Raw genomic sequence first — 26,281 nt, forward strand, 5'->3', positions numbered from 1 at the left:
AACCTGAACCCCGTTTTAGTTGATTTAGCCCCTATCTAACCAACTTAACGAGGATTCAATCATGAACGCAATCAAAAACTTCATCGCCAGCGAAGACGGCATCACCGCCATCGAATACGCCCTGATGGCCGCCGCCATCGCCGCCGCCATCACCGCCGGCCTGGCCATCCTTGGTCCGAAAATCACCGCTTCGCTGACCTACATCTCGGGCCTGATCAAGTCCTCGTAATCGTCCGGTTAGACGTCATTTGCGATGCTGGTCGAAGAACTGCCAGATCACCTCATTGCCATCGATATCGCGCGTCGTCTTGCCGATCGGCAGGCCGACGTTGAATGGATCGGCGCCCGGCCAGGTATGGCCGCCCTCCCTGACCGTCGCCAACGCCACATTGCCCTGCTCCTGCCAGCGCACGCTGGTGCCGTCGTCGGCGTCGGTATCGATCAGGCGCGCCGTGCCGCCAGCGGCGATGCCGTTGCGCTTGATCCAGTAACTATAACTATCTTCTGCGGACAAATAGCCGCCGGCCTTGCCGCCGTAGGCCACCACCTGGTCCGCCGTGCCGTGTATCAGCAACACGCCCACACTGCCGGCCTTTGTGTGGTGCCGCATCACCGGCTCCGGCATCGGCCCGCCAACTGACGCCACCGCCGCAAACAGGTGCGGCAACTCCGCCGCGATCCGCAACGAGAAAAACCCGCCACGCGACAAACCGGTCGCATACACGCGTTGCGCATCCACGCGGTAATCCTGCTTTAACCTGGTCAGCAGCGCTTCGGTAAAGCCGATATCGTCGGTGCCTTCAAGATAGGACATGCCAAAGCCGACATTCCAGTCCTGCTTGATCCCCAGCGGATAGACGACAATAAACTGATGCCGGTCCCCCGCCCGGTTCATTTGCGTGTACAGCATCTGCTCGGCCATGGTCATGCCGCTGCCATGGAAATTGAACACCACCGGATACGCCTTCTGCGGCTGCGACTCATACGATGGCGGCGTGTAGACGATATAGCGCCGCTTGTCCTCCTTGTAGACCAGCGACTTCACCTGCGCCAACGCCGGCATGGAAAGACACACAAGGGTAAGGAAACCGATCAGCATTTTCATGATGCGCACTCGCTAAGTTAAGGAGCATGCAGCATACGAAACCGCAGGTGAAATCGCGGTGAAATATCGCAGATTATTGAAGCGGCACGATATCGACGCGGTACACCGTCTCGCCGGCATGGAAACTGATTTCCCAGTCCATGGCTATTGCAATACGTTGCAGCAGATTCTGGCCGTGCTGGAAGCCGTGGATGGCGGACGTCCCGCTGACGCTATTTTCAATACTGAGCAAGCCATCAGCAAACGACACGTTCAGCCGCGCCGCAGGCCCGCCATGAAACAAGGCGTTGCCCAGGCAGTTATTGACCAGCAGCGCAATCAGATGCCGGTTGCCGCGCACTGGCAGCCGCTCCGGCAAATCCAGCGTCAGTTCAACACCCTCGCTCATCAGCCGCAGCAGACCTTCCTCGATGCAGCCGCGCAGCTCAACCACCTCCCGCGCGATATGTTCGGCGCGCGCCAGCGCGAACAGCACATCGACGGTATTGCCGATCTCCGCCAGGCCGGCTTGCAACTGCGCCACGTCCTGCCCGGTCAGCGGGCGTGACGCGGCCAGCGTATTGTTCATCACCGTCAACGGCGTGCGCAGCTCGTGGCTGACATCGCGCGTGAAGGCATGCTCACGCGCCAGCGACGCCTGTAACTGTCCCAGCGTGGCATCAAGCTTGCGCGCCAGATAGCCGATTTCGTCCCGCCGTTGCGCGGCGCTGAACTGCGGCGTCCGGCCGCGCACCTCGTCGGCCAATGCCAGCAATGGCGACACCAGCCGCCGCGACAGCCAGTACGCCAGCAACAGGGCCAGCGCGATCAATCCCAGCGCTACGGCCGTCAGCAAGCCGCCGACCTCCTGGAACAGCTTAGACACCACCAGCAACGGCCGCGCGTCGGCCAGCAGATACACCTTCTGCTCCGGCAGATACAGGGTGCGCAAGTGATAGTGCTGGCCGGTGTCGCTGGCAATCTCCGCGCGCTCTCGGCCAGCCGCAAGCTGCGCCTGCACCACCGCCGGCAGCGCCTCCGCGCCGCGATACGCCCGGATAACATCGCTGGCCGGCTGCCGGATCTCACCATGTTCGCGGAAATGCGCCACCATGCCAGACGCCTCGCGCTCCAGCAGGCGGTCGATCAGCATATCTTCCGTCACGTACGAAATGACCAGGGCCAGCCCGGTGTAGCACAGGCAGATCAGCACCGTGAAGCTGGCCAGCGCCGCGAACAGGCCGTGCCGGATCGAGCTAAACATCGGGCAGCACCACACGGTAGCCCAACTGCGGAATGGTGACGATCATCTGTTCCGCCCCGGCCCGCTCCAGCTGCTTGCGCAACGCGTAGATATGCGACTTCAGCGCATCGCTGTCCGGCGGATTGGCGCCCCACACCTCATGCATCAGCGCCGAACGCGACACGGCTTGCGGGTACGCCGTGCACAGCTTGAGCAGCAGCTGGAAACCGATCTGCGTCAGCGCCAGCGGCGTGCTGTTGTAGAGTGCGCGTTTCTCCCGTTGCAGCAAGGTCAGTGGGCCAAGCTGCATCTGCTGGCTGACGTGCAACTGGCCGCGCCGCGCCAGCGCTTCGCAGCGCAGGGCCAGCTCGCGCAGATCGAAGGGCTTGGTCAGATAATCATCGGCGCCCTCGTGGAATCCGCGCGCCTTGTCCTCGAAAGCATCGCGCGCGGTCAGCATCAGCACCGGCACATTGCGCGGCGCGCGCTGCTTGATCGCGCGGCAGACTGCCAGCCCGTCCACATCGGGCAGATTCAGGTCCAGCAGCACGACGTCGTAAGGCTCGCGCGTGGCCAGGTCGATCGCCAGCGCGCCGGTAGCGGCATGGTCGGCGTGCCAGTTCAAGCCGTCCAGAAAATCAACCACCTGACGCGCAATGGTCGGGTGGTCTTCTACTACCAGAATGGACAGGGGGCTGCGCGGCATGGACTTTGTATTGGCACAAAATGTAATCCTAACAGCTACTGCCACCGGCCAGGAATTTGCCGCTGGCCGGCCGCGACCGGCGCTTACGTGCCGGGTGGCAGCGAACTGGCCAGCGTGCGTCCGCGTCCCTCTGACTTCGCCTGGTAAAGGGCGACGTCGGCGCGCTCCAGCATGGCATCGATGGTGTCGCCATCGTGCAGGCGCATGGCGAGGCCGCCGCTGTAGGACAGCGCAAAGCCCAGCTCATTGGCCGAGTGCTGCGCCAGCCACTGGCGCATGCGTTCGTCGTACGACATCACCGCCGCGAAATCGGCGCAGTTGAGCAGCACGCAGAATTCTTCGCCGCCATAGCGGCAGAACACGTCACCGGCCCGGCTCACGGCGCGCAAGCCCTTGACGAACAGCTGCAACGCGCGGTCGCCGACCGCGTGGCCATGCGTATCGTTGATTTGCTTGAAGTAGTCCAGATCCAGCAGCAACACGCCCAGCGGCTGCTGGTAGCGTACGCTGCTGGCCAGGTCTATGCCGGACTGCAACAACCACGCGCGCCGGTTCAAAGCGCCGGTCAGGCCGTCCAGCGTGGCCAGCATTTCCAGCTCGCGCGCCGCCTCGTCGCGGTGCGCGAGCAGGATGGCCATCATCGACAGCACCATCATGGCGTTGGACGACAGGGCAAACACCTGGTTCAGCAGATGCGGCGTATAAAAATTCGGAAACTCGGCGGTGTAGAACGCGCCCAGCACGCCGCGCCAGGCCAGCACCACCATCTGGATCAACAGCGAAATCACCAGCAGCCAGCGCCAGCGGCCAACCGGCACCTGCGGCCTGCGGCACAACATGAACACGACGGTGGCGATCTGCAAGGCCAGCAGGCCGTTGGCCCAGCCGGTACGGAACGCATAGCTGGAAAAACCGATGCCATAGCCGACGGTCATCACCAGCGCGATGATGGCTGGCGCGCGCGCACTCGCCTTGCGGCCGCACCACAGTTCAAAGGCGAAGGCGTTGAACACCATGCCGCTGGAGACGCAAGCCATCGCCAGCGTCGACAGCAGGTGATCGCCCACGCCGCCGCGCGGAAAGGTACTCGACAGCAGCAAGGAAATCCAGCCCGCCGTCTGCAACACGATGCCCATCTGCGCGCAGCGCGCGGCACGGTTCACCTGCCCCATGAAGTAAGGCAGCGCCACGACCATGATCAGCAAATTGAGCGTCATGGCAATGAGCAGGGAGGATACGTCGATTCGAAGCACTGTCTAACTCTCACAAATAATCCGGCCGGCCACAGGGCAATGATACGCACTGTCGCCAAGCGGACAACAAAAAACCCGCTTTCCTTTGCAGGAAAACGGGTTTTTCAGATTTCTTGGTGCCGCTGACCGGAATCGAACTGGTGACCTTCGCATTACGAATGCGCTGCTCTACCGACTGAGCTACAGCGGCGACGACCCGCATTCTAACAAAGAACCTGCACTCCAACCAGCCCTAAAACGATAAATTTTAGTCCAGTTGCAATAATTTCATTGCCTTATGCGGATCGGAGGCTGATCAGCCCTCGTTGTGGTAGCCGGTGACCACCGCCACTTCGTCGCGCGAACCGAGGAACACCGGCACGCGCTGGTGCAGCTTGGTCGGCTGGATGTCCATGATGCGCTGCTTGCCGTCGGTGGCGGCGCCGCCCGCCTGCTCGACGATGAAGGCCATCGGGTTGGCTTCGTACATCAGGCGCAGCTTGCCCGGCATCGAGGTGTCGCGGGTGTCGGCCGGGTACATGAAGATGCCGCCGCGGTTCAGGATGCGGTGCACGTCGGCCACCATCGAGGCGATCCAGCGCATGTTGAAGTTGGTGCCGCGCGGGCCGGTGTCGCCGGCCAGCAGTTCGCTGATGTAGCGCTGCACCGGCGGGTGCCAGTGGCGCTGGTTCGACATATTGATGGCGAATTCCTTGGTCTTGGCCGGGATCTGGATGTCGCGCTGGGTCAGCACCCACGAACCCATCTCGCGGTCCAGCGTGAAGCAGTTGACGCCGTGGCCGGTGGTCAGCACCAGCATCGTCTGCGGGCCGTAGACGGCGTAGCCGGCGGCGACCTGGCGGGTGCCGGCCTGCATGAAGTCCGCCTCGCTCGGCTGGGTCATGCCTTCGGGCGCCTTCAGCACCGAGAAGATGGTGCCGATCGAGACGTTGACGTCGATGTTCGACGAGCCGTCCAGCGGATCGAACAGCAGCATGTATTCGCCTTTCGGATAGCGGTTCGGGATCGGGTGGATCGATTCCATTTCTTCCGACGCCATGGCCGCCAGGTGGCCGCCCCATTCATTGGCTTCCAGCAGGATTTCGTTGGAGATGATGTCCAGCTTCTTCTGCACTTCGCCCTGGATGTTTTCGGTCTCGGCGGTGCCCAGCACTTCGCCCAGCGCGCCCTTGCCAACCGAGTGGCTGATGGTTTTGCACGCGCGCGCGACCACTTCGATCAGCAGCCGCAGTTCGGCCGGGATGGTGTTGTTCTGGCGTTGCTCTTCCACCAGATATTGGGTGAGGCTGACTCGTTTCATGGGTTCCCTTGGAGGTAAATGTAAATCTGCTTTGGCTCGGTATGGATTCCCGCCTGCGCGGGAACGACGGTTAGTTGGCCAGCGCCTTGGTGACGACTTCGGCGACGTCGTTCGACAGCTTCTGGGCGGCGACCTGCTCCAGCGCCTGCTTCATCTTCGCCTGCAGCGCCGGCGCGTAGCGGCGCCAGCGGTCCATGGCGCGCGCCAGGCGCGCCGCCACCTGCGGGTTGATCGCGTCCAGCTTGATGACGTACTCGGCCCAGAATGCGTAGGCGCTGCCGTCGGCCGCGTGGAACTGCGCCGGGTTGGCGTTGGTGAAGTTGAAGATCAGCGCGCGCGCCCGGTTCGGCGTTTTCAGCGTGAAGGCCGGATGCTCCATCAGCTGGCGCACCGCCGCCACGTTGGTGGTCGGCGCGGCCGCCTGCATGGCGAACCATTTGTCGACCACCAGCGCCTCGTTGGCGAAGTCGTTGTAGAAGGCGCTCAGGTAGGGGCCGGACTCGGCGCCGCTGTGGATCATCGCCACCAGCGCGGCCGCGCGGTCGGTCATGTTGGTGGCGCGCTCGAACTGCTGCTGCGCGAGCTTGAGCTCGGCCAGCTCCGGCGCCACCATCAGGTAGGACAGGCACAGGTTCTTCAGCGCGCGCTTGCCGGCCGACAGCGCGTCCGGGCTGTACTCGCCCGGCGTCTGGTTGGCGTGGTATTGCGCCAGCAATTGCTCCTTGAGCGCGGCGCCGATGGTGCGGCGCATGAACTGGCGCGCCGTGTGGATCGCTTGCGGATCGACCACGTCCATCTGCTCGGCAACGATGGTTTCCGACGGCAGGATCAGCGCCAGCTCGCGGAAGGCCGGGTCCAGCGTCTCGTCGGTCAGCACGCTGCGCATGGCGCTGATGAAGGTCGGGTCGAGCTTGAGATTGTGCTCGTTATGCGCGGCCACCTGCGCGGTCAGCTTCAGCAGGCGCGCCATCGCCAGGCGCTGGCCGGCTTCCCAGCGGTTGACCGGGTCGCTGTCGTGCTTGAACAGGTGCAGCAGTTCGTCGTCGGTGTAGTCGTATTCGAGGATCACCGGCGCCGAGAAGTCGCGCAGGATCGACGGCACCGGGCGCGCGTCGACGTTGCGGAAGCGGAAGATCTGCTCCTGCCCGGTCAGCTCCAGCACGACGGTGGTGGCGCCCTGCTCGTGCTGGCCGTGTTCCAGCGTCAGCGGCAGGTCGCGGCCGTGCTCGTCCAGCAGGCCGACCGCCACCGGGATGTGGAACGGCCGCTGGCCCGGCTGGCCGCGCTGCGACAGGATCAGGTCGAAGTTGCCCTTGGCGGCGTCGTAGCGGGTGCGCGCGCTGACCACCGGCGTGCCGGCCTGGTCGTACCAGCGCTCGAACTGGGTCAGGTCGCGCCCGTTGGCGTCGGCCATGGCGGCGCGGAAGTCGTCGCAGGTGACGGCCTGGCCGTCGTGGCGCTCAAAGTACAGGTCCATGCCCTTGCGGAAGCCGTCGCGGCCCAGCAGGGTCTGGTACATGCGCACCACTTCGGCGCCCTTCTCGTACACGGTGACGGTGTAGAAGTTGTTGATCTCGACGAAGGAGTCCGGGCGCACCGGGTGCGACATCGGGCCGGCGTCCTCGGGGAACTGGGCCTGGCGCAGCGTGCGCACCTGGTCGATGCGGGTGACGGCGCGGCCGGAATCGGTGCCGATCATGTCGGCGCTGAATTCCTGGTCGCGGAACACCGTCAGGCCTTCCTTCAGCGACAGCTGGAACCAGTCGCGGCAGGTGACGCGGTTGCCGGTCCAGTTGTGGAAGTATTCGTGGCCGACCACCGCCTCGATGCCGGCGTAGTCGATGTCGGTGGCGGTGCGCGGGTTGGCCAGCACGAACTTGGTGTTGAAGATGTTCAGCCCCTTGTTTTCCATCGCGCCCATGTTGAAGTCGCCGACGGCGACGATCATGAAGCGGTCCAGGTCCAGCTCCAGGCCGAAGCGCTGCTCGTCCCAGCGGATCGAGTGCTTGAGCGACTGCATCGCGTAGTCGGTCTTGTCGAGGTTGCCCTCTTCGACCCAGACCTGCAACAGCACCTCGCGGCCGTCGGCCAGCCTGAATGTCTCTTCCTGGCACACCAGCCGGGCGGCGACCAGCGCGAACAGGTAGGCCGGCTTCTTGAACGGGTCTTCCCACTTGGCGTAGTGGCGGCCGTCGCCCAGGTCGCCCTCTTCGACCAGGTTGCCGTTGGACAGCAGCACCGGGTATTGTTCCTTGTTGGCGCGCAGCATCACCGTGTACCTGGCCATCACGTCCGGGCGGTCGGGGAACAAGGTGATGCGGCGGAAGCCCTCGGCCTCGCACTGGGTGAAGAAGTTGCCGTTCGACACGTACAGGCCGGACAGCGAGGTGTTCCCGGCCGGCGCGCACAGGGTTTCGATTTCCAGCACCACCTCGGCCGGTGCGTTGCGGATGGTCAGCGTGGCGCCGGTCAGTTGGTAATCGTCCTCCCGCAAGGGCTGGCCGTTGAGGCGCAGCTGCACCAGCTCGATCTCCTCGCCGTGCAGCACGATGTCGCGGCTGGCCGCGGCCGGATTCTGGCGCAGCGTCATGCGGTTGGCGACCACGGTGCGCGCGGGGGCCAGGTCGAACCCCAGTTCTACCGTGTCTACCAGGTAGGCGGGCGGGGTGTAATCTTTGCGGTAAATCGTCGTTGGGCTGCTGTCTGTGCGCATGGGAGGCTCTGGATGGACGGAGGCAAAAGCATATTTTACCAATACCGGCGTCGGCGGACGCGCGAATTGGCAATTCCGCCAAGCTTTCCTAGCTGTAAGTTGCCGCTTTCCACGATGCGGTAACATTCTGTAATATCCGTGCACGATCCAGGCGTGCGACATACACTTAGCTCTGGAAAATACCGTCTTATCTGAGAGGGCACCATCATGAAATATCTCGCCACCCTGGCGACCGCCGCTGTGCTGCTGCTGAGCGGCTGCGCCACCACCATCCACAGCAACGTGACGGCGTTCAACGACTGGCCGGCCGACATCCAGGACAAATCGTTCGCCTTCGAGGCGCCGCAGGAGGCCGACGACACGCTGGAATACCGCAACTACCAGCTGCTGGTGGCGCAGGAACTGGGCAAGCTGGGCTTCCACCAGAGCGCCGAAGGCCAGCCGCCGAAGTTGCTGGTGGGCATGAAATTCTTCACCATCGACCATCCGGTGCGGGTGTTGCAGGAAGACCCGTTCATGGGACCGTACTGGGGTCCGTACTACGGCCGCTACAGCTGGGGCTACTCGCGCTGGGGTTATTCGCGCTGGGGCTACCGGCCGTTCTACAACGACCCGTTCTTCTACCCGACGCGGGTGGAGGAGCGCATCAAGCACCAGTATCAACGCCAGCTGCGGGTGACGATCAACTCGGTCACGGGCCGCAAGCTGTATGACGTCACCGTGCAAAACACCAGCGGCATCCAGGCCACGCCGCACGTGATGCCGGCGCTGGTGCAAAGCGCCTTCAGCGGCTTCCCCGGCGAAAACGGCGTGCCGCGCACGATCGACATCACGCTGGAGCCGAAGCCGGCGAAATAAACCCGGCGTTACAGGCGGCGCTTGAGGTAGACCGGCATCAGCCACCAGACGATGAGGATCAGCGTCGCCATCAGCGCGGCGGCGATGACGCCGACCGTGGCGCCGAATACTTCGGAGATGACCAGGTCCGTCCCCAGCACCAGCGCGATCGCCAGCGCGAAGGCGCCAGCGACGATCTGGCGCGTGGCGATGCGCTTGAAACGCACCCGGTCCTTCAGCGGTCGCATTACGCGGTGCTGGATCGCCGGCGCGCTCAGTAGCACCAGGCTGGTCAGCGCGAAGAAGAAGGTGGCCAGGAACAGCAGCTTTTCCATGTGCACGATCTGCGCGAAGCCGGAGTTGAACGGCAGGATGACCAGGAATGCCGACAGCATTTGCGCCCCTGGCAGCAGGATGCGCATCTCACTGAGCATGTCGGAGAAGTCGCCATCCCCGTCGCGCTCGTTGTCGTCGTAGTCCGGACGCTCGCTCATGGCAGCAGAATCGTCGAGCCGGTGGTTTTGCGCGCTTCCAGGTCGCGGTGCGCCTGCTGCACGTCGGCCAGCGCGTAACGCTGGCGGATGTCGATTTTCACTTCGCCGCTGCTGACCACGCCAAACAGCGATTTGGCCATCGCCTCCAGGTCCGCGCGCTGCGCCGTGTAGGCCATCAGCGACGGTCGGGTGATGAAGAGCGAACCGCGGCTGGCCAGTTCCGTCAGGCTGAACGGCGGCACCGGGCCGGAGGCGTTGCCAAAGCTGACCATGGTGCCCAGCGGCTGCAGGCAATCGAGCGAGCCGGTGAAGGTGTCCTTGCCGATCGAGTCGTACACGGCCGAGACGCCCTTGCCGTCGGTCAGCTCCCTGACCCGCTCGGTGAAGTTTTCCTCGTTGTAGTTGATCACGTGCGTGGCGCCGTTTTCGATCGCCAGCGCGGCCTTCTCGGCCGAGCCGACCGTGCCGATCAGCTTGACGCCCATTACCCGCGCCCACTGGCAGGCGATCAGGCCGACGCCGCCGGCCGCCGCGTGGAACAGGATGGTGTCGCCGGCCTTCAGCGGCACCGTGCGGTGGAACAGGTATTGCACCGTCAGCCCTTGCAGCATCATGGCGGCGGCGGTGTCGAATTCGATCTGCTTGGGCAGCACCAGCAGTTGCGCGGCCGGGATGTTGCGCGCCTCCGCATACGCGCCCAGCGGGCGGCCGCCGTAGGCGACGCGGTCGCCCACCTGCAGCTCGGTGACGCCCTCGCCCAGCGCCTCCACCACGCCGGCGCCCTCGACGCCCAGCGCGCCAGGCAGCGGCTGCGGGTACAGGCCGGTGCGGTGATACACGTCGATGTAGTTCAGGCCGATGGCTTCATGCCGCATCCGCACCTCGCCGGGGCCGGGCGGCGGCAGGTCCACCTCCACCAGTTCCATCACCTCGGGACCGCCGACGCGGTTGATGCGGATCGCCTTGACCATTTCCTTCCTCCAATAGTTATCGTTGCTGGAGCTGAGACAGTACCAGATGCGCGGACGCGACGTTGGTCGCGCACGGCGTATTGTGCACGTCGCAGGCGCGCACCAGGGCGTTGATGTCCGGTTCGTGCGGCTGCGGCGTCATCGGGTCGCGCAGGAAGATCACGCAGTCGATCTGGCCTTCGACCAGCAAGGAGCCGATCTGCAAGTCGCCGCCGAACGGGCCGGAGTGCTTGCGCTCGACCTCCAGCCCGACCTCGTTGACCAGGCGGCCGCCGGTGGTGCCGGTGGCCACCAGCGCGCAGGTCGAGAGGAAGGCCTTGTATTCGCTGGCCAGCGTAATCATGTCGTCTTTTTTCTTGTCGTGTGCAATCAGCGCGATGCGGAACTTCATTGTCGATCCCTTTTATTTTTTAGACAGCAGATAGATCCCGGCCAGCACCAGGGCAGTCCCGCCCAGCTGCCAGGAGGTGACAGGCTCGCCCAGCAGCAGCGCGCCCAGGAACAGCGTGGATACGGGCCCGATCATACCAGCCTGCGAGGCGGTGCCGGCGCCGATGCGTTCGACGGCGATCATGGTCATGAACACCGGCGCCACCGTGCACAGCAGGCCGTTGACCAGCGACAGGCCGTACACCGGCAGCGGCTGCACCAGTCCGGAAGCCGGCCGTAGCAGGAAGAACTGGCCGACGCAGGCCACGGTCGAGACGCACATCGCATACGACACCAGCCGCAGCGAGCCGAGCCGCTTGACCATTTCGCCCGATAGCAGCAGGTAGGCGGCGTAGGCGGCGGCCGAGCCGGTCACCAGCGACGCGCCCAGCGCGACGTTGCCGCCGCCTTGCAGGTCGTGCAGGAACACCAGCACGATGCCGAGGTAGGAGATCAGCAGCGCCAGCCACTGCTTGCGGCCGATGCGCTGCTTGAGCACGGTGGCGCTGATCAGCAGGACGAAGGTCGGCGTCAGGAACAGGATCAGCCGTTCCAGGCCGACCGAGATGTATTGCAGGCCGAGGAAGTCGAGAAAGCTGGACAGGTAGTAGCCGACCAGCCCGAGGCCGACGATGCGCCAGCGGTCGCCGCTGGACAGCGGCGCCGCGCCGCGCGTTTTCCAGATGGCGACGGCGGCGAATACCGGCAGCGAGAACAGCATGCGGAAGGCGATCAGTGTGACCGCGTCGATCTGGTAGCGGTATAGCAGCTTGGCGACGATGGCCTTGGTGGAAAACAGCACCGCGCCCCCGACCGCGATGCCCAACCCGCCCAGATAGGCGGCCCGCGCCGAAGCGCTGTGTGTGAGGCTTTTATCCATACCTCGATTGTAAGCCATCCGCCTTGCCGTCGTTCCCGCGCAGGCGGGAACCCATGGAACGCTGATGGGCGCCTCAGCATGGGTTCCCGCCTGCGCGGGAACGACGGGTTAGCTGATGGTCACGGCTGCGGCGCCGGCGGTGACGGTGGCGGTCGTCGTCCGGGCGATCGTGGTGGCCGGGGCGCTGGCGCCGACCAGCTTGTTGGCCTGCTTGAACTGGGCAGTCAGCTTACCCGGCGTCAGCGTCACCAGCGTATAGCCCTGCGCGTCCGTGTTCAGGTGCTTGAGCCACGGGTTGTTGCCAAGCGCGGACAACTGCTGCGCCAGCGACAGCAGGCTGGTGTTGAAATCGGCGTTGGCTTGCAGCCCGCTCAGCACGGCGCCGACCGTCGCTTCCAGCTGCACCTCCGGCACGCCCTTGGCCGCCAGCGCGCCGCGCAGCTGCACGCGGGTTTGCTCGGCCAGCGCCGCCACCGTCGGCGCCGCCTTGCCCATCGTGTAGTCCAGCAGGTTGAAGCTGAGGTTGACCGTGCCGATGCCCGTCACCGGCACCGCCAGCGGATACGACACCAGCGTGCCGATGTCGCCCAGCGACGCCGCCGCGTCGCGCAGGTAGCTGAAGAACGAGTCGGAGCTGATGCCGGCCGACACCAGGTCCACCATCACCGGCGTGCCGCCGCCCGCCGCGTCGAAGTCGTCGCTGACCGTGCCGGCGAAGAAGGCGTGGATGTCGCCGGTCAGCGCCACCACGTTCTTGACATTGTTGCTCTTCAGGTGAGACATCAGCGCCTTGCGCTCGCTGTTGTAGCCGTCCCACTGGTCGCAGTTGAGCAGGAATTTGGTGAAGAACGACGCCAGCGCCTCCTTCTTGCCCGAGGCCGCCACAAACGCGGAATTGGCCTTGTTCTGCTGCACTTCCGGCTTGATGTAGCCGAAGGCGATGGTTTGCCCGGCCACCGCCGCCAGCGCGGCGCCGCCCTGCCCCGCGCCGGCCGCCGCGGCGACCTTGCCGAAGGTGGCGGCAGCGATCGACGCCTGCGCCGCCGTCAGGCCGGCCTTGACGCCGGCAGCGGCCTGCGCCTCGGCCGCGCCGCCGGTGGCGGCCGCCGTGGCGATGGCGCTGGCGCCGGCTTGCGCCGCCGCCGTGGCAGCGCCGGCCGTCACGGCGGCCACCATCGCGCCGGCCACGGCAAAGTTGCCGCCCGCCGCAGCCGCCGTCGTGCCGACCGACGTTGCCAGCGACGCCACCGCGTTCAGCGCCAGCAGCGTGGCGACGGCATCGACGCCGTTCATGCCCATGCGCAGCAGCGACACCTCGTTGCCCCACAGCTTCCAGGTCGGGGTGGCGGCCTTCATCTTGTCCATCCACCACTGGCGCTGCGTGTTGCCGAGGATGGTGGCGGTGGTCAGCGGATCGAGGCCGATGGTCTTGGCGCCGGCCATCTTCTGCGCCTCCACGCTGTTGAACAGGTCCTGCGGCACCAGGTAGCGCGAGCCGATCCGGCCCAGCGGCTTGCCGGTGGCCGGATTGACCGACGATTCCGGAATCACGTGATCCGAACGGTACAGGCGCTGGTCGGTCATCACCAGCTGCATCAGCTTGCCGAACTGGAAGTCGCGGTAGATCTTGATGTTCTGGAAGGTGGTGTTGGCCGCGTCCAGCGTCACATCGGCCGGCATGAACTCGAACCACGCCTGGTTGGCGTTGCGGCGGCGCGCCGACTGGTGCAGGTCCGAGCCGTCGGCGTTGAACGAGCCGTCATAGGTCTGCGCGTCCTGCCACGCGTCGTCGGTGAATTCGTGATCGTCCCACACGGCGATGAAGGCGAAGCGCTCGTGCAGCGCCTGCAGGCGCGTATCGGTGCGGTATTTTTGTACAGGTAGCGGTAGTCGTTCAGCGTGCTGGCGTATTTGGCGCCCGCGCTGCCGTTCTTGAACACGCCGTCCGGCAGCACCAGCACGTCGTGGCGGCTTTCGACGGCGCCCAGCTGGAAGTCTTCGCCCACGGTTTCGTAGATGTAGTCGCCCAGGTGGACGATGAAATCGAGCTGCTCGGCGGCGATGGCGCTCATCGCGCCCCAGTGGTTGACGCTCCAGTCCTGGCAGGTCATGTAGGCGAACTGCAGCTGCGCCACGTCGGCCTCGGCCGCCGGCGCGGTCTTGAAGCGGCCGACGTTGGAGCGGTTGTCGCCGGCGATGAACTGATAGTAGTACACCGTGCCCGCCGTCAGGCCGGTCAGCTTGTGGCGGACGGTGTTGTCGTACTGCGCTTGCAGCGGCAGGCGCACGTCGGCCACGGTGGCGCCGCCCAGCGCCGTGTTGCTGCCCAGCGCGGCGCCGTTGTCGGCCGCTGTCACGATCAGGCGGATGGCGCTGTCGGCGCCGGCGGCCACGGCTGCCACGTTGTCGGCCGCCGCCGGCACGGCGCGGGTCCACAGCAGGATGCTGTCGGCGCGCGGGTCGCCCGAGGCCACGCTCTGCGGGAACTTCCAGGCGCCGCTGGCCAGCGCCGGGCCGCCGTCGGCCGGGCCATCGCTGCCGCCGCAGGCGCTCAGGCCGGCCGCCGATACCGTGATGAAGCCGCCGAATTTAAGAAACTGCCGTCTGTCCATGTGTTGCTCCGCCGAAAAAAAGCAACATTAGCAGCCGGATATGACAGCTTCCCTACAAAAAATGGAGGCCGGCCTCTAGCGAAACGGGGCGCCGCGCACCCGGTGAGCGGAATCCAACTCCCCGAGGTGCGGGAAAAGTTTATAAGCTGGCCCCTATGCTAGAATACCGCCCTCACCGCATTCTCCAACGATTACCAACGATATACCGCCGAAGGAAGACCGAACATGGCTGGACACAGCAAATGGGCCAACATCAAGCACAAAAAAGCAGCAACTGACGCGAAACGCGGCAAGATCTGGACACGCCTGATCAAGGAAATCACCGTTGCTGCACGCATGGGCGGCGGCGACGCGGCCGCCAACCCGCGCCTGCGCCTGGCCATGGACAAGGCGGCCGACGCCAATATGCCGAAGGATAACGTGCAGCGCGCGATCACCCGCGGCACCGGCGGCGAGGACGGCGCCAACTACGAGGAAGTCCGCTACGAGGGCTACGGCATCGGCGGCGCCGCCGTCATCGTCGACTGCATGACCGACAACCGCGTGCGCACCGTGGCCGAAGTCCGCAACGCCTTCAACAAGAACGGTGGCAATATGGGCACCGAGGGTTCGGTGGCCTTTATGTTCAAGCACGTCGGCCAGTTCCTGTTCGCGCCCGGCACCAATGAGGACGCGCTGATGGAAGCGGCGCTCGAAGCCGGCGCCGAGGACGTGGTCACCGACGACGAAGGCGGCATCGAAGTGCTGTGCGGCCCGCACGATTTCGCCGGCGTGAAAGACGCGCTGGAAGCCAAGGGCTTCAAGGCCGAAGTGGCCGAAATCATCATGAAGCCGGACGCCGTGACCACCGTCTCCGGCGACAACGCGGTCAAGATGCAAAAGCTGATGGACGCGCTGGAAGCGCTGGACGATGTGCAGGAAGTGTATTCGAACGTTGAAATCGAAGACTGAGGACTTATGAAAATTTTGGTAGTCGGCTCCGGCGGCCGTGAACATGCGCTGGCCTGGAAACTGGCGCAGTCCGAGCGCATCCAGATGGTGTACGTGGCCCCAGGCAACGGCGGCACCGCGCGCGATTCGCGCCTGGTCAACGTCAACATCACCGACCTGCACGAACTGGCCAACTTCGTCGAAAGCGAAGGCATCAGCCTGACCGTGGTCGGTCCGGAGACCCCGCTGGCCGGCGGCATCGTCAACCTGTTCCGCGCGCGCGGCCTGAAGGTGTTCGGCCCGACCAAAGAAGCGGCGCAGCTGGAGTCGTCGAAAGACTTCGCCAAGGCCTTCATGCAGCGCCACGGCATTCCGACCGCCAACTACCAGACCTTCTCGGACGTGGCGCCGGCGCACGCCTACATCGACGCCAACGGCGCGCCGATCGTCATCAAGGCCGACGGCCTGGCCGCCGGCAAGGGCGTGGTGGTGGCGCTGACGCTGGAAGAAGCGCACCGCGCGGTGGACGACATGCTGGCCGATAACCGCTTCGGCGACGCCGGCGCGCGCATCGTCATCGAGGAATTCCTGGCCGGCGAAGAAGCCAGCTTCATCGTCATGTGCGACGGCAAGAACGTGCTGCCGCTGGCCACCAGCCAGGACCACAAGCGCCTGAAGGACAACGACGAAGGCCCGAACACCGGCGGCATGGGCGCCTACTCCCCTGCTCCCATCGTCACCCCGGCGATGCACGCGCGCGTGATGCGCGAGATCATCAACCCGACCATCGCCGGCATGGCCAAGGACGGCATCGTCTTCACCGGCTTCCTGTACGCCGGCCTGATGATCGACGCCGCCGGCAACCCGCGCACGCTGGAATTCAACTGCCGCATGGGCGACCCGGAAACCCAGCCTATCATGTCGCGCCTGAAGACCGACCTGGTGACGGTGATGGAACACGCCGTCAACGGCACGCTGGACCAGGTGGAACTGGAATGGGACCGCCGCACCGCCGTCGGCGTGGTGCTGGCCGCCGAAGGCTATCCGGACACGCCGAAGAAAGGCGCCGTCATCGACGGCATTCCGGCCGAGACGCCGGAAGCGGTGACCTTCCACGCCGGCACCGCCGAGGTGGACGGCCAGCTGCAAGTGACCGGCGGCCGCGTGCTGTGCGTGGTCGGCCTGGGCGACAGCATCAAGCTGGCGCAGAAACAAGCTTACGAGGCGGTCGACCAGATCCACTTCGAAGGCGCGCAGTGCCGCCGCGACATCGGCTGGCGTGGCCTGAAGCACTGAGATGCCGGACCAACCGAATCCCGCGGCGGTCAAAGCCTGGCTGCTCGACCTGCAGGCCCGCATCGTGCAGGCACTGGAAGCGGTCGACGGCCAGCCTTTCCTGCGCGATGAATGGGAGCGCGCCGAAGGCGGCGGCGGGATTTCGCGCCTGGTCGAGGAAGGCAATGTGATCGAGCGCGGCGGCGTCAATTTTTCGCACGTGCTGGGCGCCAAGCTGCCGCCGTCGGCGTCGGCGCACCGCCCGGACATCGGCGGCAATCCGTGGGAAGCCATGGGCGTGTCGCTGGTGATCCACCCGCGCAACCCCTACGCGCCGACGGTGCACATGAACGTGCGCTTCTTCAGCACCACCAACGCCGCCGGCGAGCCGGTATGGTGGTTCGGCGGCGGCATGGACCTGACGCCGTACTACGGCGACGAGGGCGACGTGCGGCACTTCCACCAGACCTGCCGCGACGCGCTGGCGCCGTTCGGCGACGATCTGCATGCGCGCTTCAAGCAGTGGTGCGACGGCTATTTCTACCTGAAGCACCGGCAGGAGGCGCGCGGCGTCGGCGGCATCTTCTTCGACGACTTCAACGCGCCGGGCTTCGAGCAAAGCTACGCCATGACGCAAAGCGTCGGCGAAGCCTTCCTCGCCGCCTACCTGCCGATTCTGCGGGCGCGCAAGGACACGCCTTACGGCGAGCGCGAACGCGACTTCCAGGCTTACCGGCGCGGCCGCTACGTGGAATTCAACCTGGTGTTCGACCGCGGCACGCTGTTCGGCCTGCAATCGGGCGGCCGCACCGAGGCGATCCTGATGTCGATGCCGCCGGTGGTCAAATGGCGCTATCGCTGGGAACCGGAAGCCGGCTCGCCGGAAGCGGCGCTGTACACCGACTTCCTGCCGCACCGCGACTGGCTCGCCGCATAACGATGGCGTTCCGCGTCGCACTGCTGGGAGGCAGCTACGATCCGGTGCATCTAGGTCACGTCGCGTTGGGCGAATACTTCGCCGATCTGCTGCAGGTCGATCAGTTGCGCGTGATCCCCACCGGACTGCCGTGGCAAAAGCCGACGCTGAAGGCGTCGGCGCGGCAGCGCGCCGACATGCTGGCGCTGGCGTTTGCCGGCCGGCCGTTCAGCGTGGCGGTCGACCTGCAGGAAATCGCCCGCGGCGCCCAGGGGCTGCCTACCTACACCATCGATACGCTGCGCAGCGTGCGCGGCGAATTGGGGCCGCAGGCCTCGGTCAGCTTCCTGATGGGCGCCGACCAGCTGCAGCGGCTCGACACCTGGCATGACTGGCAGGCGCTGTTCGGCTACGCGCATATTTGCGTGGCGGCGCGCCCCGGCTATGACCTTGCTAGCGCCGGCCTGCCGCCGGCGGTGGCGCAGGCGTTTTCCAGCAGGCTGGCAACGCCCGAACAAATCCGTAACACGCCGCATGGTCTGACGTATCTGGCACAGGACTTCGCGGTGGATATCTCTGCCACCCGGATACGTGCGGCATTACAACGGGGGAGAAGGCGGACTCGCTTATCCCGCCGCTAGTGCTAGACTATATTGAACAACACAATTTATACAAAAGCTAATGGACATCAAAAAACTGCAAACCCTGGTCGTTGACGCCCTCGAAGACGTCAAGGCCCAAGACATCGTCCTGTTCGACACGACCCACCTCACCAGCCTGTTCGACCGCATCGCGATCGCCTCCGGTACCTCGAACCGCCAGACCAAGGCGCTGGCCGCCTCGGTGCGCGACAAGGTCAAGGAAGCCGGCGGCGAAGTCTATGGCATGGAAGGCGAGGACACCGGTGAATGGGTGCTGGTCGACCTGGGCGACATCATTGTCCACATCATGCAGGCGCCGATCCGCGCCTACTACCGCCTGGAAGAGATCTGGGGCGACAAGCCGGTGAAGCTGGGCGCGGCCAAGCGCAAGGGCACCAAGGAAGCCGAGGAAGCGGAACCGAAGAAGATCAGCAGCCACCTGGCCGCCGGCAAGAAGGCCGCCGCCGCCGAAGCCGTGGTCGAGAAAAAGCCTGCCGCGCGCAAGCCGGCCGCCGCCAAGACCACCGCCACCGCCGCCACCAGGAAAGCCGCCGCCAAACCGGCAGCCGCCGTCCCGGCCGGCAAAAAGGTCAAGGTCGGCGCGCCGAAAGCCACCGTGGCAGCCGTCAAAGCGCTGAAGGCCGCGCCGAAGCCGCGCGCCGCCAAGCCGAAAGCAGAAGAAGCGCCGGCCAAGAAGGTCATCAAGCGCATCAAAAAAACCGAAGAGTAATCCGGGATGCAGCTGATTATCGCTGCGGTCGGGCACAAGATGCCCGCCTGGATCGAAACCGGCTACGCCGAGTATGTGAAGCGCATGCCGCCGGAACTGAAGATCGTGCTGAAGGAAATCAAGCCGGTCGAGCGTTCCGGCAGCAAGACCGCCGCCACCGCGATGGCGCTCGAACGCGAGCGCATCGAGGCGGCGCTGCCGAAATCGGTGCGCATCATTGCGCTCGATGAACGCGGCAAGGACCTGACCTCGGTTGGCCTGTCGCAGCAGCTGGAAGCGTGGCAGCAGGACGGCCGCGACACCGCCTTCCTGATCGGCGGCGCCGACGGCCTCGATCCGGCGCTGAAGGCGCGCGCCGAGGGCCTGATCCGCATCTCCAGCATGACGCTGCCGCATGGCATGGTACGGGTGATGCTGGCCGAACAGCTGTACCGCGCCTGGACCATCACGCAGAACCACCCGTACCACCGCGTATAACCGCCGTCATTCCCGCGCAGGCGGGAATCCATGGAACGCATGCTCAGCATGGATTCCCGCCTGCGCGGGAACGACGTAACCCACGAGACTACACGCATGAAACCGCTCGACAAGAAGATCTACCTCGCCTCCAAAAGCCCGCGCCGGCGCGAGCTGCTGCGCCAGGTCGGCATCGACTTCGAGCTGCTGCTGCTGCGCAGCGACGGCCCGCGCGGCGCCGACGTCACCGAGGAAGTGCTGCCGGGCGAAGCCCCGCACGACTACGTGGCCCGCGTGGCCAAGGAAAAAGCCGCCTTCGCCGCCAACCTGGTGACGCGCCGCCGCATGGCGCAACGGCCGGTGCTATCGGCCGACACCACCGTCACCATCGACGGCGCCATCCTCGGCAAGCCGGCCAACGTGGCCGAGGCCAGCGCCATGCTGCAGCAGCTCTCGGGCCGCACGCACCAGGTGCTGACCGCCATCGCGGTCGAGGCGCAGGGCTTCTCGGCGCAGATCACCCAGGTGTCGGAGGTACGCTTCGGCGTGCTCACGCCAGCCGCCATCGCCGCCTATTGCGCCACGCCGGAACCCTACGACAAGGCCGGCGCCTACGGCATCCAGGGCCCGGCGGCCGCCTTCATCGAACACATCGCCGGCAGCCATTCCGGCATCATGGGCCTGCCCATCTACGAAACCGTGCAACTGCTGCGCCAGGCGGGTCTGCCGCTGCCCTAGCCGCCTTGGTGGCGTCGCCGACGCCTGCCGTGTATCATCGGGGCATGAACGAAGATATCCTGATCAACATCACGCCGCAGGAAACCCGCGTCGCCCTCATCATGCAGGGCGCCGTGCAGGAACTCCACATCGAACGCACCCTCACGCGCGGGCTGGCCGGCAACGTCTATTCCGGCAAGGTGGTGCGCGTGCTGCCCGGCATGCAGTCGGCCTTCATCGACATCGGCCTGGAACGGGCGGCCTTCCTGCACGTGGCCGACATCTGGGAAGCGCGGCCGCACGACGGCGGCGCCAACGCGACGCCGACGCCGATCGAAAAACTGCTGTTCGACGGCCAGGTGCTGACGGTGCAGGTGATCAAGGACCCGATAGGCACCAAGGGCGCGAGGCTGTCGACGCAGATCTCGATCGCCGGCCGCATGCTGGTCTACCTGCCGCAGGACGGCCACATCGGCGTATCGCAAAAAATCGAAAAGGAAGCCGAGCGCGAGGCGCTGCGCACGCGGCTGCAAAACCTGCTGCCGAAGGATGAAAAAGGCGGCTACATCATCCGCACCCAGGCCGAGGAAGCGTCGGACTCCGACATCGCCGCCGATGTCGAATACCTGCGCAAGACCTGGGCGGCGATCAGCCACGGCGCCCGCACCAAGCCGGCCACCACGCTGCTGCACCAGGACTTGAGCCTGGCCCAGCGCGTGCTGCGCGACTTCGTGCACGACGAGACGGCCACGATCCAGGTCGACTCGCGCGAAAACTACCTGAACCTGCAGGAATTCGGCCAGGCCTACACGCCGGGCGTGCTGCCGCGGCTGCACCACTACACCGGCGAGCGGCCGCTGTTCGACCTGTACGGCGTGGAGGAGGAAATCCTGCGCGCGCTGGGCCGGCGGGTCGACCTCAAGTCGGGCGGCTACCTGATCGTCGACCAGACCGAGGCGATGACCACCATCGACGTCAACACCGGCGGCTTCGTCGGCGGGCGCAATTTCGCCGACACCATCTTCAAGACCAACCTGGAGGCGGCGCACGCGATCGCGCGCCAGCTGCGGCTGCGCAACCTGGGCGGCATCATCATCCTCGACTTCATCGACATGGAAAACACCGAGCACCGCAACGCCGTGCTGGGCGAGTTGAAGAAGGCGCTGTCACGCGACCGCACCAAGGTCTCGGTCAGCGGATTTTCTGCGCTGGGGCTGGTCGAAATGACGCGCAAGCGCACGCGCGAATCGCTGGCCCACATCCTGTGCGAGCCGTGCCCGGCGTGCAGCGGCAAAGGCCAGGTTAAGACTTCGCGCACCATCTGCTACGAAATCCTGCGCGAACTGCTGCGCGAAGCCAAGCAATTCAACCCGCGCGAATTCCGCATCCTGGCGTCGCAGGAGGTGGTCGACATGTTCCTCGAAGAGGAATCGCAGCACCTGGCGATGCTGGGCGACTTCATCGGCAAGAAGATTTCGCTGCAGGTGGAGAACTCCTACCACCAGGAGCAGTACGACGTGATTTTAATGTGATTAAATTACCCATAAAAATCAAATACATACATAAAGATATCCGGATATTTCGCCGCTAGCTACACAGCTAGCTACACACCGATTGAACACCAAGAACTGGCCTTTGCAATGCAGATATGATTTTCGATGAGTAAAGATCGGTTGAACGAAGAGCAGCTAAATAAACTGCGAAGTGACTTGCACCTCCGGCTAAATTCGGGGGCATCGATTTTTAGTGTAACCGAAGAGGAGTCGAACTTCGGGCCAGACGATTGGGCTTGGTCATTTCTACGTCTCAGCAGCAGTTACCAACAGTCTTACAACGCTCATGCTGATGCTCCAGATGCAGACTTGACCCAAATCCTGCTTATGGAACCGCCTTCTGGGATTAAATTCGATGTCGATTACATCTGCGCTGAAGACTTTGGCTTGGCTGCTTGGTTACCCCCATCACTCAAAGAGCTCCCAAAGCTAAAGCATAAAAGTGATTCCTGGTTCTTTCCATTAAAGCGCCCAGTTTCGGAAGACTATAGACGGCTGGAGGTAGAAGCGCTTCCTCATCGACGCCTTCCTTGGTCAGGGCTCCCACCAACCGTTAAGGAACATGCTCATATCGCTGCTAATGAGTCACCATTCGGATACCGTGAACCTTCGTCAGTCCCCATACCCATATTTAGTCAGCCTCAACATGGAAAGCCGCAGATAAAGGCATCTGGCAAGTTTGATATAGCGACATTTAGCCAACTATGGGTTGCTATCGACTGCAGCATCCCCCCTACGGGCCAAGTATCAGCCTTTGAGGACTTAGCAACAAAGGTGCGCCAGGCACTAAAGGATCAGGGATGGAGAGGCCAAAGAAGCGCCGACAAAGTGGTTATACAGGATGTCGAAACAGCCGACGCCTTTGCCCATATGAGATTTCGACATGCAAGCAGGCCTTATCGAAAATCTGATAAAGAATACCCATACCTTTGGCGTGCAGTGATGATTGATTCAAGGGCCCCGATCAAAGGTCAGATTAAACAGATACTGAATCGATTGACCACCATTCATAGAAAGCTCGTAGCCGATGAACTGGCCGAGGCTCCGCAAGTTCTGCGCTTTAAAAAAGACCTTTCATTTGTCGAAAGGGCCGGAGACGGGACTCCTCGAATCAGCAGTGGAGGCAGTTATCTGAAAGCTCTACGAACACTAGCCATGCTTTATCGCCTAGGACATACAGACACTACCAAAGTCGCTCAGATTATTGGCCTTCACTCCCCGAGTGGCCGCTATGTCGGCTCATGGGCGCACCACTTCTTCAACGAGCTTGAAGACCACATCGCGTTTGCTCTAATGATGTCCGATGAAGGTTATCGGATGCTGATTCATAAGCAAAAACCAAACACTTAACATCTTCCCTACCAAAAAAACCGCACCTTAGCAAACACTAAGGTGCGGTTTTCGTTTTACGGCTGTATTTGAAATCATCCCATTAGCAAAAGTAGGAAAGCGAACATCCTTAGACAATCTCAACATGATTCGGGCCTGAATCTTCTCTAAACCGACACTAAGGAATCAATCATGAAAACTACTGAAGATGAACTGCCCTACGAGTTAAAGGAGATCATACGTCGTGTCAAAGAGTTGGCGAATGACCGTATGCTGCGACTCCCGCAGGCCAGTGGGAAGCTTGGCCTAGCGACATCGACATACTGGAAAGGAGTAAAAGAAGGGACCATTCCCCCGCAAGTTCCACTGGGGCCTCGAATCTCTGCATGGCGCGAGTCAGAGCTACAAGCCTGGATCGACGCTAAGACCTACGCCGCTCGAAACAATCTCATCATTGACATGAAGGCCTTCGTCAGCGCCTTAACGTCCAAATAAAATATAAATTATTTATATCAATTCCATGGACTCAAAACATACGCTTAAGATTCGCCGTGGCGCTATTCGACTAGGGCAAATGCTGGAAGTTGTTTTCCCCGTCGATACTGAGCTCCTGGGTGCAATGATCCTCGCCAAATCAATCGGAATGATTGCGGGGATGCGTGGCGGCGGTAAGTCTTGGCTAGCCATACTTATTGCATACGCCATTGCAGGTAAAAAAACACTCCCACCTTGGGGTAACGGGGCAGGACTCCCTACCGTCATCCTTGACGGAGAAATGCGTAGTGCCAGTCTCCAAAAGCGGCTCGAATTGATTCACGCCTCCAACAAAGATGACGAATCAAGACAAGCTGCCGAGCAAAATCTACACATCATCAGCCGCGACTGTATGGGTGTAGAAATTGGATCAATCGATACTATCGAAGGACAACGGCAGATCGACGCTCTTATCCCTGATGGGATTCGACTAATAATTGTCGACAACTTGTCAGCGTGGACAAGCGGTGGACGAGAGGACGGCAACTCATGGGCAGGGATAAAAACTTGGCTGATCGCGAAGCGCATAGCCGGGGTTGCAGTGTTGCTGATCCATCATGCGGGTAAGAATGGTCAGCAACGAGGTAGCAGCGCACATGAAGACCTTCTCGATTATTCGATTCTGCTGACGCCTCTACCAAATAGTGCTGATCGCGAAGACACCAGGTTCTCGGTTCAGCACACGAAGCTTCGCGATAACCTCCCTGAGTTGCGTAAGACTTTTGAATATACGATCTGGGTTCAAGATCAAGCGCTCCAGTTTGAAGTTGCGCCAGCTGGTTTTCAAGTATCAGCTCATGACGCGGAATGGTTGAGCTTGCACGAAGATGGAATGTCGTATGAGGAGATCGGCAGGAAGTACGGAGTGAATAAGTCGACGGTTAGCCGACGCCTTAAACGGCTTCGTGAAGAGCTCGATGGTAACGACGCTGAAGCAGAATAGTTCGTAGGTCGAGTTGCATTGTTGCGCGTGCTATGCGTTCGCAACGATGCAACGCCCTGGCGGGGGAGGTTAGTGCGAGGAAGTCGAAGCGTCCCAAAGGGCCTTGTAGGCACGCGCTATCCATGGAAGAAGCTGGCCAGCGGCTGTAAGCAATCGGCACTTAATCCGTGCGAATAAGTAAGTGCAATCGTTTTCCTGATCTACGTAAGAACAAGATGCGGAGGGCATCTTCGGTAGCTGTAGACGTCCCCAACGCGACGCTTCAAGAATTTCCAATGTGGCCGAATTTGATGACTATATAAACCACCAATATTCGGGGGTGATTGCAATTTGCCATAAGCAGCCAGCAGCAACCAACCTTTCAAGCATCTGCCACTTGAACAACACTGTAGAAGCTGAACTGCCTTAACAGTGTAGATCTCCCAGCCTAAGATTGGGATCACCACTACTGCTAAGGCTGTATCTTAATTCACGCGGAATCACAGATTATGACTGACACTATCAAGACATCCATCTCACTATCGAAGCTCGCCGCACTGGTACGCATGGACGTACCGGCACAGATGCGCAACTGCACCAATCCATGGGGCGAGTTTAAGGGGCAGTATGTTGCTCCCTCCACTCAGAAGAGTGCAATGACAAACACGAAGACAAAGTGGGTGATACGCTGCGAGCCCGGAACTGGACAACTTGAAGGGTACAACGTTCCTGCTTTCATAGAGGCAGAACTTAACATACCAAACGCGGTCACTGGGCAGAACGTTGAACACGGAACCAGTGTGTTCGCCTCTGGCGTGTCCTCATTAGAACTGCAGCGTATTTGGCTTGCCAACTGTGGATTGCCGAGGGAGCAGCTAGACCTGCTGACCGTCGACGACGTAAGGCTGAACGGGGTGACAATCACCTATTTGATGCACTTTTCGACTCGTTCTCAAGCTGAGGAACTGGTTGAGGCAATCGGGATCACAGGTAGGATATTGAATGACGACTGCAACGTGCACTTGTCCAGTAACGACACTGTTTATATACCCGAACGAGACTACAAGGTTACAGCCTACATCAAGTCCGACTTCAGTCATTGCGCATGGATTGATGGCACCACCAAGACGCAAATGACGGAAGCTGCTGCATACATCGTTCGCATAGAGTCGGTGCTCAGCCTGCCATTTCTCAGGGCACGCAACCTCATTCCTTTGGTGCGCTGGCAGGATGCTTACTCGACTGGATTGTACGAGAGGATATTCAATGATACCGTGCGGGCCTCGCTGCGTCTGACTGGAGGGATTCTTCGGCACAAGGCTCCTCGCGAAGAAGTCATGGCGAAACTGACGCCAACCGAAGCGAAGGTTTTACGCGGCTATCTCGCCACACCACCACTTGAGCCGCGCAAGTCTAAGAGTGTTCAGGACAGCGTGAATCCGAGTAAGCGGTTTCACGAACTCCGTAAGTCGATTCTTCAGCAGACGCGGATTGACATCAACATACCTTGGAAGAAGCATTCTAAACTCCGCTGCTTTGAGTTGGCGGATAGCTTGGTTTACCCCGGCGACTATTCGCCATCGGAAGATCGTGCTGCTCTGTCTTTTTGCGAGGCTAACTGGCCCAAAATCCGCGAGGATATGCAACTCGCGTATGAGCGGGCGCTGGCGGTAGCCGAGGCCCGAAACGCATCGAAAGTGGCGCGAGTGATGGGAGCGATTGTGTAAGTCGCTGGGCTTTGATGTCTGGCTGCATG

Annotated in this window: 23 protein-coding genes, 1 tRNA gene and 2 pseudogenes; 14 read left to right on the forward strand and 12 right to left on the reverse strand. The window is 62.7% G+C overall.

The genetic code is table 11. The annotated features are described in order from the left end of the window. Positions 1-61 precede the first annotated feature (61 nt). Positions 62-229, forward strand: coding sequence for a Flp family type IVb pilin (locus tag ACRQ5J_RS24305; RefSeq protein ID WP_432380510.1), 168 nt, complete (start codon positions 62-64; stop codon positions 227-229). 15 nt (positions 230-244) lie between these two features. Here the strand turns inward: ACRQ5J_RS24305 and ACRQ5J_RS24310 are convergent, their stop codons facing one another. From ACRQ5J_RS24310 to pepN, 7 genes are all read right to left on the reverse strand, one after another. Continuing rightward, a complete protein-coding gene (locus ACRQ5J_RS24310; protein WP_432380511.1) occupies positions 245-1,105 on the reverse strand; it encodes an alpha/beta hydrolase family esterase in 861 nt (286 codons plus the stop codon). Positions 1,106-1,178: 73 nt separating this feature from the next. Next, complete coding sequence (locus ACRQ5J_RS24315) at positions 1,179-2,348, reverse strand: sensor histidine kinase (protein ID WP_432380512.1); 1,170 nt, start codon at positions 2,346-2,348, stop codon at positions 1,179-1,181. Continuing rightward, on the reverse strand, positions 2,341-3,033 hold the full coding sequence (locus ACRQ5J_RS24320) for a response regulator transcription factor (protein ID WP_432380513.1): 693 nt from the start codon (positions 3,031-3,033) through the stop codon (positions 2,341-2,343). Before ACRQ5J_RS24320 ends, ACRQ5J_RS24315 begins: the two co-directional genes overlap by 8 nt. A gap of 83 nt (positions 3,034-3,116) precedes the next feature. Further along, positions 3,117-4,250 carry a GGDEF domain-containing protein gene (locus ACRQ5J_RS24325; protein WP_432380514.1) on the reverse strand — a complete coding sequence of 378 codons (1,134 nt, stop codon included), beginning with the start codon at positions 4,248-4,250 and terminating at the stop codon, positions 3,117-3,119. Between the two features lie 150 nt (positions 4,251-4,400). Beyond that, positions 4,401-4,476 (reverse strand) — tRNA-Thr (locus tag ACRQ5J_RS24330). Between the two features lie 105 nt (positions 4,477-4,581). Then, complete coding sequence (locus tag ACRQ5J_RS24335) at positions 4,582-5,586, reverse strand: class 1 fructose-bisphosphatase (protein WP_432380515.1); 1,005 nt, start codon at positions 5,584-5,586, stop codon at positions 4,582-4,584. Positions 5,587-5,656: 70 nt separating this feature from the next. Further along, complete coding sequence (pepN, locus tag ACRQ5J_RS24340) at positions 5,657-8,299, reverse strand: aminopeptidase N (protein ID WP_432380516.1); 2,643 nt, start codon at positions 8,297-8,299, stop codon at positions 5,657-5,659. A 207-nt stretch (positions 8,300-8,506) separates the two neighbouring features. On the opposite strand from pepN, the gene ACRQ5J_RS24345 reads away from it, so the two are divergent. Continuing rightward, positions 8,507-9,157 carry a DUF4136 domain-containing protein gene (locus tag ACRQ5J_RS24345; protein ID WP_432380517.1) on the forward strand — a complete coding sequence of 217 codons (651 nt, stop codon included), beginning with the start codon at positions 8,507-8,509 and terminating at the stop codon, positions 9,155-9,157. Between the two features lie 8 nt (positions 9,158-9,165). On the opposite strand, the gene ACRQ5J_RS24350 is transcribed toward ACRQ5J_RS24345, so the two are convergent. The 5 genes and pseudogenes from ACRQ5J_RS24350 to ACRQ5J_RS24370 all read right to left on the reverse strand — a co-directional run bounded on the left by ACRQ5J_RS24350 (position 9,166) and on the right by ACRQ5J_RS24370 (position 14,522). Further along, positions 9,166-9,630 (reverse strand): DUF6328 family protein, encoded by a 465-nt coding sequence (locus ACRQ5J_RS24350; protein WP_432380518.1) that lies wholly within the window; start codon positions 9,628-9,630, stop codon positions 9,166-9,168. Beyond that, positions 9,627-10,601 carry a quinone oxidoreductase family protein gene (locus ACRQ5J_RS24355; RefSeq protein ID WP_432380519.1) on the reverse strand — a complete coding sequence of 325 codons (975 nt, stop codon included), beginning with the start codon at positions 10,599-10,601 and terminating at the stop codon, positions 9,627-9,629. Before ACRQ5J_RS24355 ends, ACRQ5J_RS24350 begins: the two co-directional genes overlap by 4 nt. A gap of 16 nt (positions 10,602-10,617) precedes the next feature. After that, positions 10,618-10,992, reverse strand: a complete 375-nt coding sequence (locus tag ACRQ5J_RS24360) for a methylglyoxal synthase (RefSeq protein ID WP_432380520.1) — start codon at positions 10,990-10,992, stop codon at positions 10,618-10,620. Positions 10,993-11,004: 12 nt separating this feature from the next. After that, positions 11,005-11,910 (reverse strand): DMT family transporter, encoded by a 906-nt coding sequence (locus ACRQ5J_RS24365; RefSeq protein ID WP_432380521.1) that lies wholly within the window; start codon positions 11,908-11,910, stop codon positions 11,005-11,007. 108 nt (positions 11,911-12,018) lie between these two features. Next, a pseudogene (locus ACRQ5J_RS24370) lies at positions 12,019-14,522 on the reverse strand (alkaline phosphatase D family protein). Between the two features lie 225 nt (positions 14,523-14,747). Here ACRQ5J_RS24370 and ACRQ5J_RS24375 point away from each other — a divergent pair. The 12 genes and pseudogenes from ACRQ5J_RS24375 (at position 14,748) to ACRQ5J_RS24430 (ending at position 26,252) form a co-directional block, all read left to right on the forward strand. After that, complete coding sequence (locus ACRQ5J_RS24375) at positions 14,748-15,473, forward strand: YebC/PmpR family DNA-binding transcriptional regulator (protein WP_432380522.1); 726 nt, start codon at positions 14,748-14,750, stop codon at positions 15,471-15,473. A 6-nt stretch (positions 15,474-15,479) separates the two neighbouring features. Then, positions 15,480-16,748, forward strand: a complete 1,269-nt coding sequence (gene purD / locus ACRQ5J_RS24380) for a phosphoribosylamine--glycine ligase (RefSeq protein WP_432380523.1) — start codon at positions 15,480-15,482, stop codon at positions 16,746-16,748. Position 16,749: 1 nt separating this feature from the next. Continuing rightward, positions 16,750-17,664, forward strand: coding sequence for an oxygen-dependent coproporphyrinogen oxidase (gene hemF, locus ACRQ5J_RS24385; RefSeq protein ID WP_432380524.1), 915 nt, complete (start codon positions 16,750-16,752; stop codon positions 17,662-17,664). Between the two features lie 2 nt (positions 17,665-17,666). Then, positions 17,667-18,325 (forward strand): annotated as a pseudogene (locus tag ACRQ5J_RS24390) (nicotinate-nucleotide adenylyltransferase). Continuing rightward, positions 18,325-19,014, forward strand: coding sequence for a ribosome silencing factor (rsfS, locus tag ACRQ5J_RS24395; protein ID WP_432380525.1), 690 nt, complete (start codon positions 18,325-18,327; stop codon positions 19,012-19,014). The pseudogene ACRQ5J_RS24390 and the gene rsfS overlap by 1 nt, the downstream one beginning before the upstream one ends. Before the next feature lie 6 nt (positions 19,015-19,020). Next, on the forward strand, positions 19,021-19,491 hold the full coding sequence (gene rlmH, locus ACRQ5J_RS24400; protein WP_072789839.1) for a 23S rRNA (pseudouridine(1915)-N(3))-methyltransferase RlmH: 471 nt from the start codon (positions 19,021-19,023) through the stop codon (positions 19,489-19,491). Positions 19,492-19,587: 96 nt separating this feature from the next. Beyond that, a complete protein-coding gene (locus ACRQ5J_RS24405; protein WP_432383720.1) occupies positions 19,588-20,208 on the forward strand; it encodes a Maf family protein in 621 nt (206 codons plus the stop codon). Positions 20,209-20,252: 44 nt separating this feature from the next. Further along, positions 20,253-21,719 carry a ribonuclease G gene (gene rng / locus ACRQ5J_RS24410; RefSeq protein WP_432380526.1) on the forward strand — a complete coding sequence of 489 codons (1,467 nt, stop codon included), beginning with the start codon at positions 20,253-20,255 and terminating at the stop codon, positions 21,717-21,719. A 126-nt stretch (positions 21,720-21,845) separates the two neighbouring features. Continuing rightward, positions 21,846-23,090 (forward strand): hypothetical protein, encoded by a 1,245-nt coding sequence (locus ACRQ5J_RS24415; protein ID WP_160989442.1) that lies wholly within the window; start codon positions 21,846-21,848, stop codon positions 23,088-23,090. A gap of 171 nt (positions 23,091-23,261) precedes the next feature. Then, positions 23,262-23,564, forward strand: coding sequence for a helix-turn-helix transcriptional regulator (locus ACRQ5J_RS24420; protein ID WP_160989443.1), 303 nt, complete (start codon positions 23,262-23,264; stop codon positions 23,562-23,564). 25 nt (positions 23,565-23,589) lie between these two features. After that, complete coding sequence (locus ACRQ5J_RS24425) at positions 23,590-24,546, forward strand: AAA family ATPase (RefSeq protein WP_432380527.1); 957 nt, start codon at positions 23,590-23,592, stop codon at positions 24,544-24,546. A gap of 488 nt (positions 24,547-25,034) precedes the next feature. Then, positions 25,035-26,252 (forward strand): hypothetical protein, encoded by a 1,218-nt coding sequence (locus ACRQ5J_RS24430; protein ID WP_432380528.1) that lies wholly within the window; start codon positions 25,035-25,037, stop codon positions 26,250-26,252. Positions 26,253-26,281: the final 29 nt, after the last annotated feature.

It is taken from the genome of Duganella sp. P38 (genome assembly GCF_050859475.1).
Classification (GTDB): Bacteria; Pseudomonadota; Gammaproteobacteria; order Burkholderiales; family Burkholderiaceae_D; genus Rugamonas.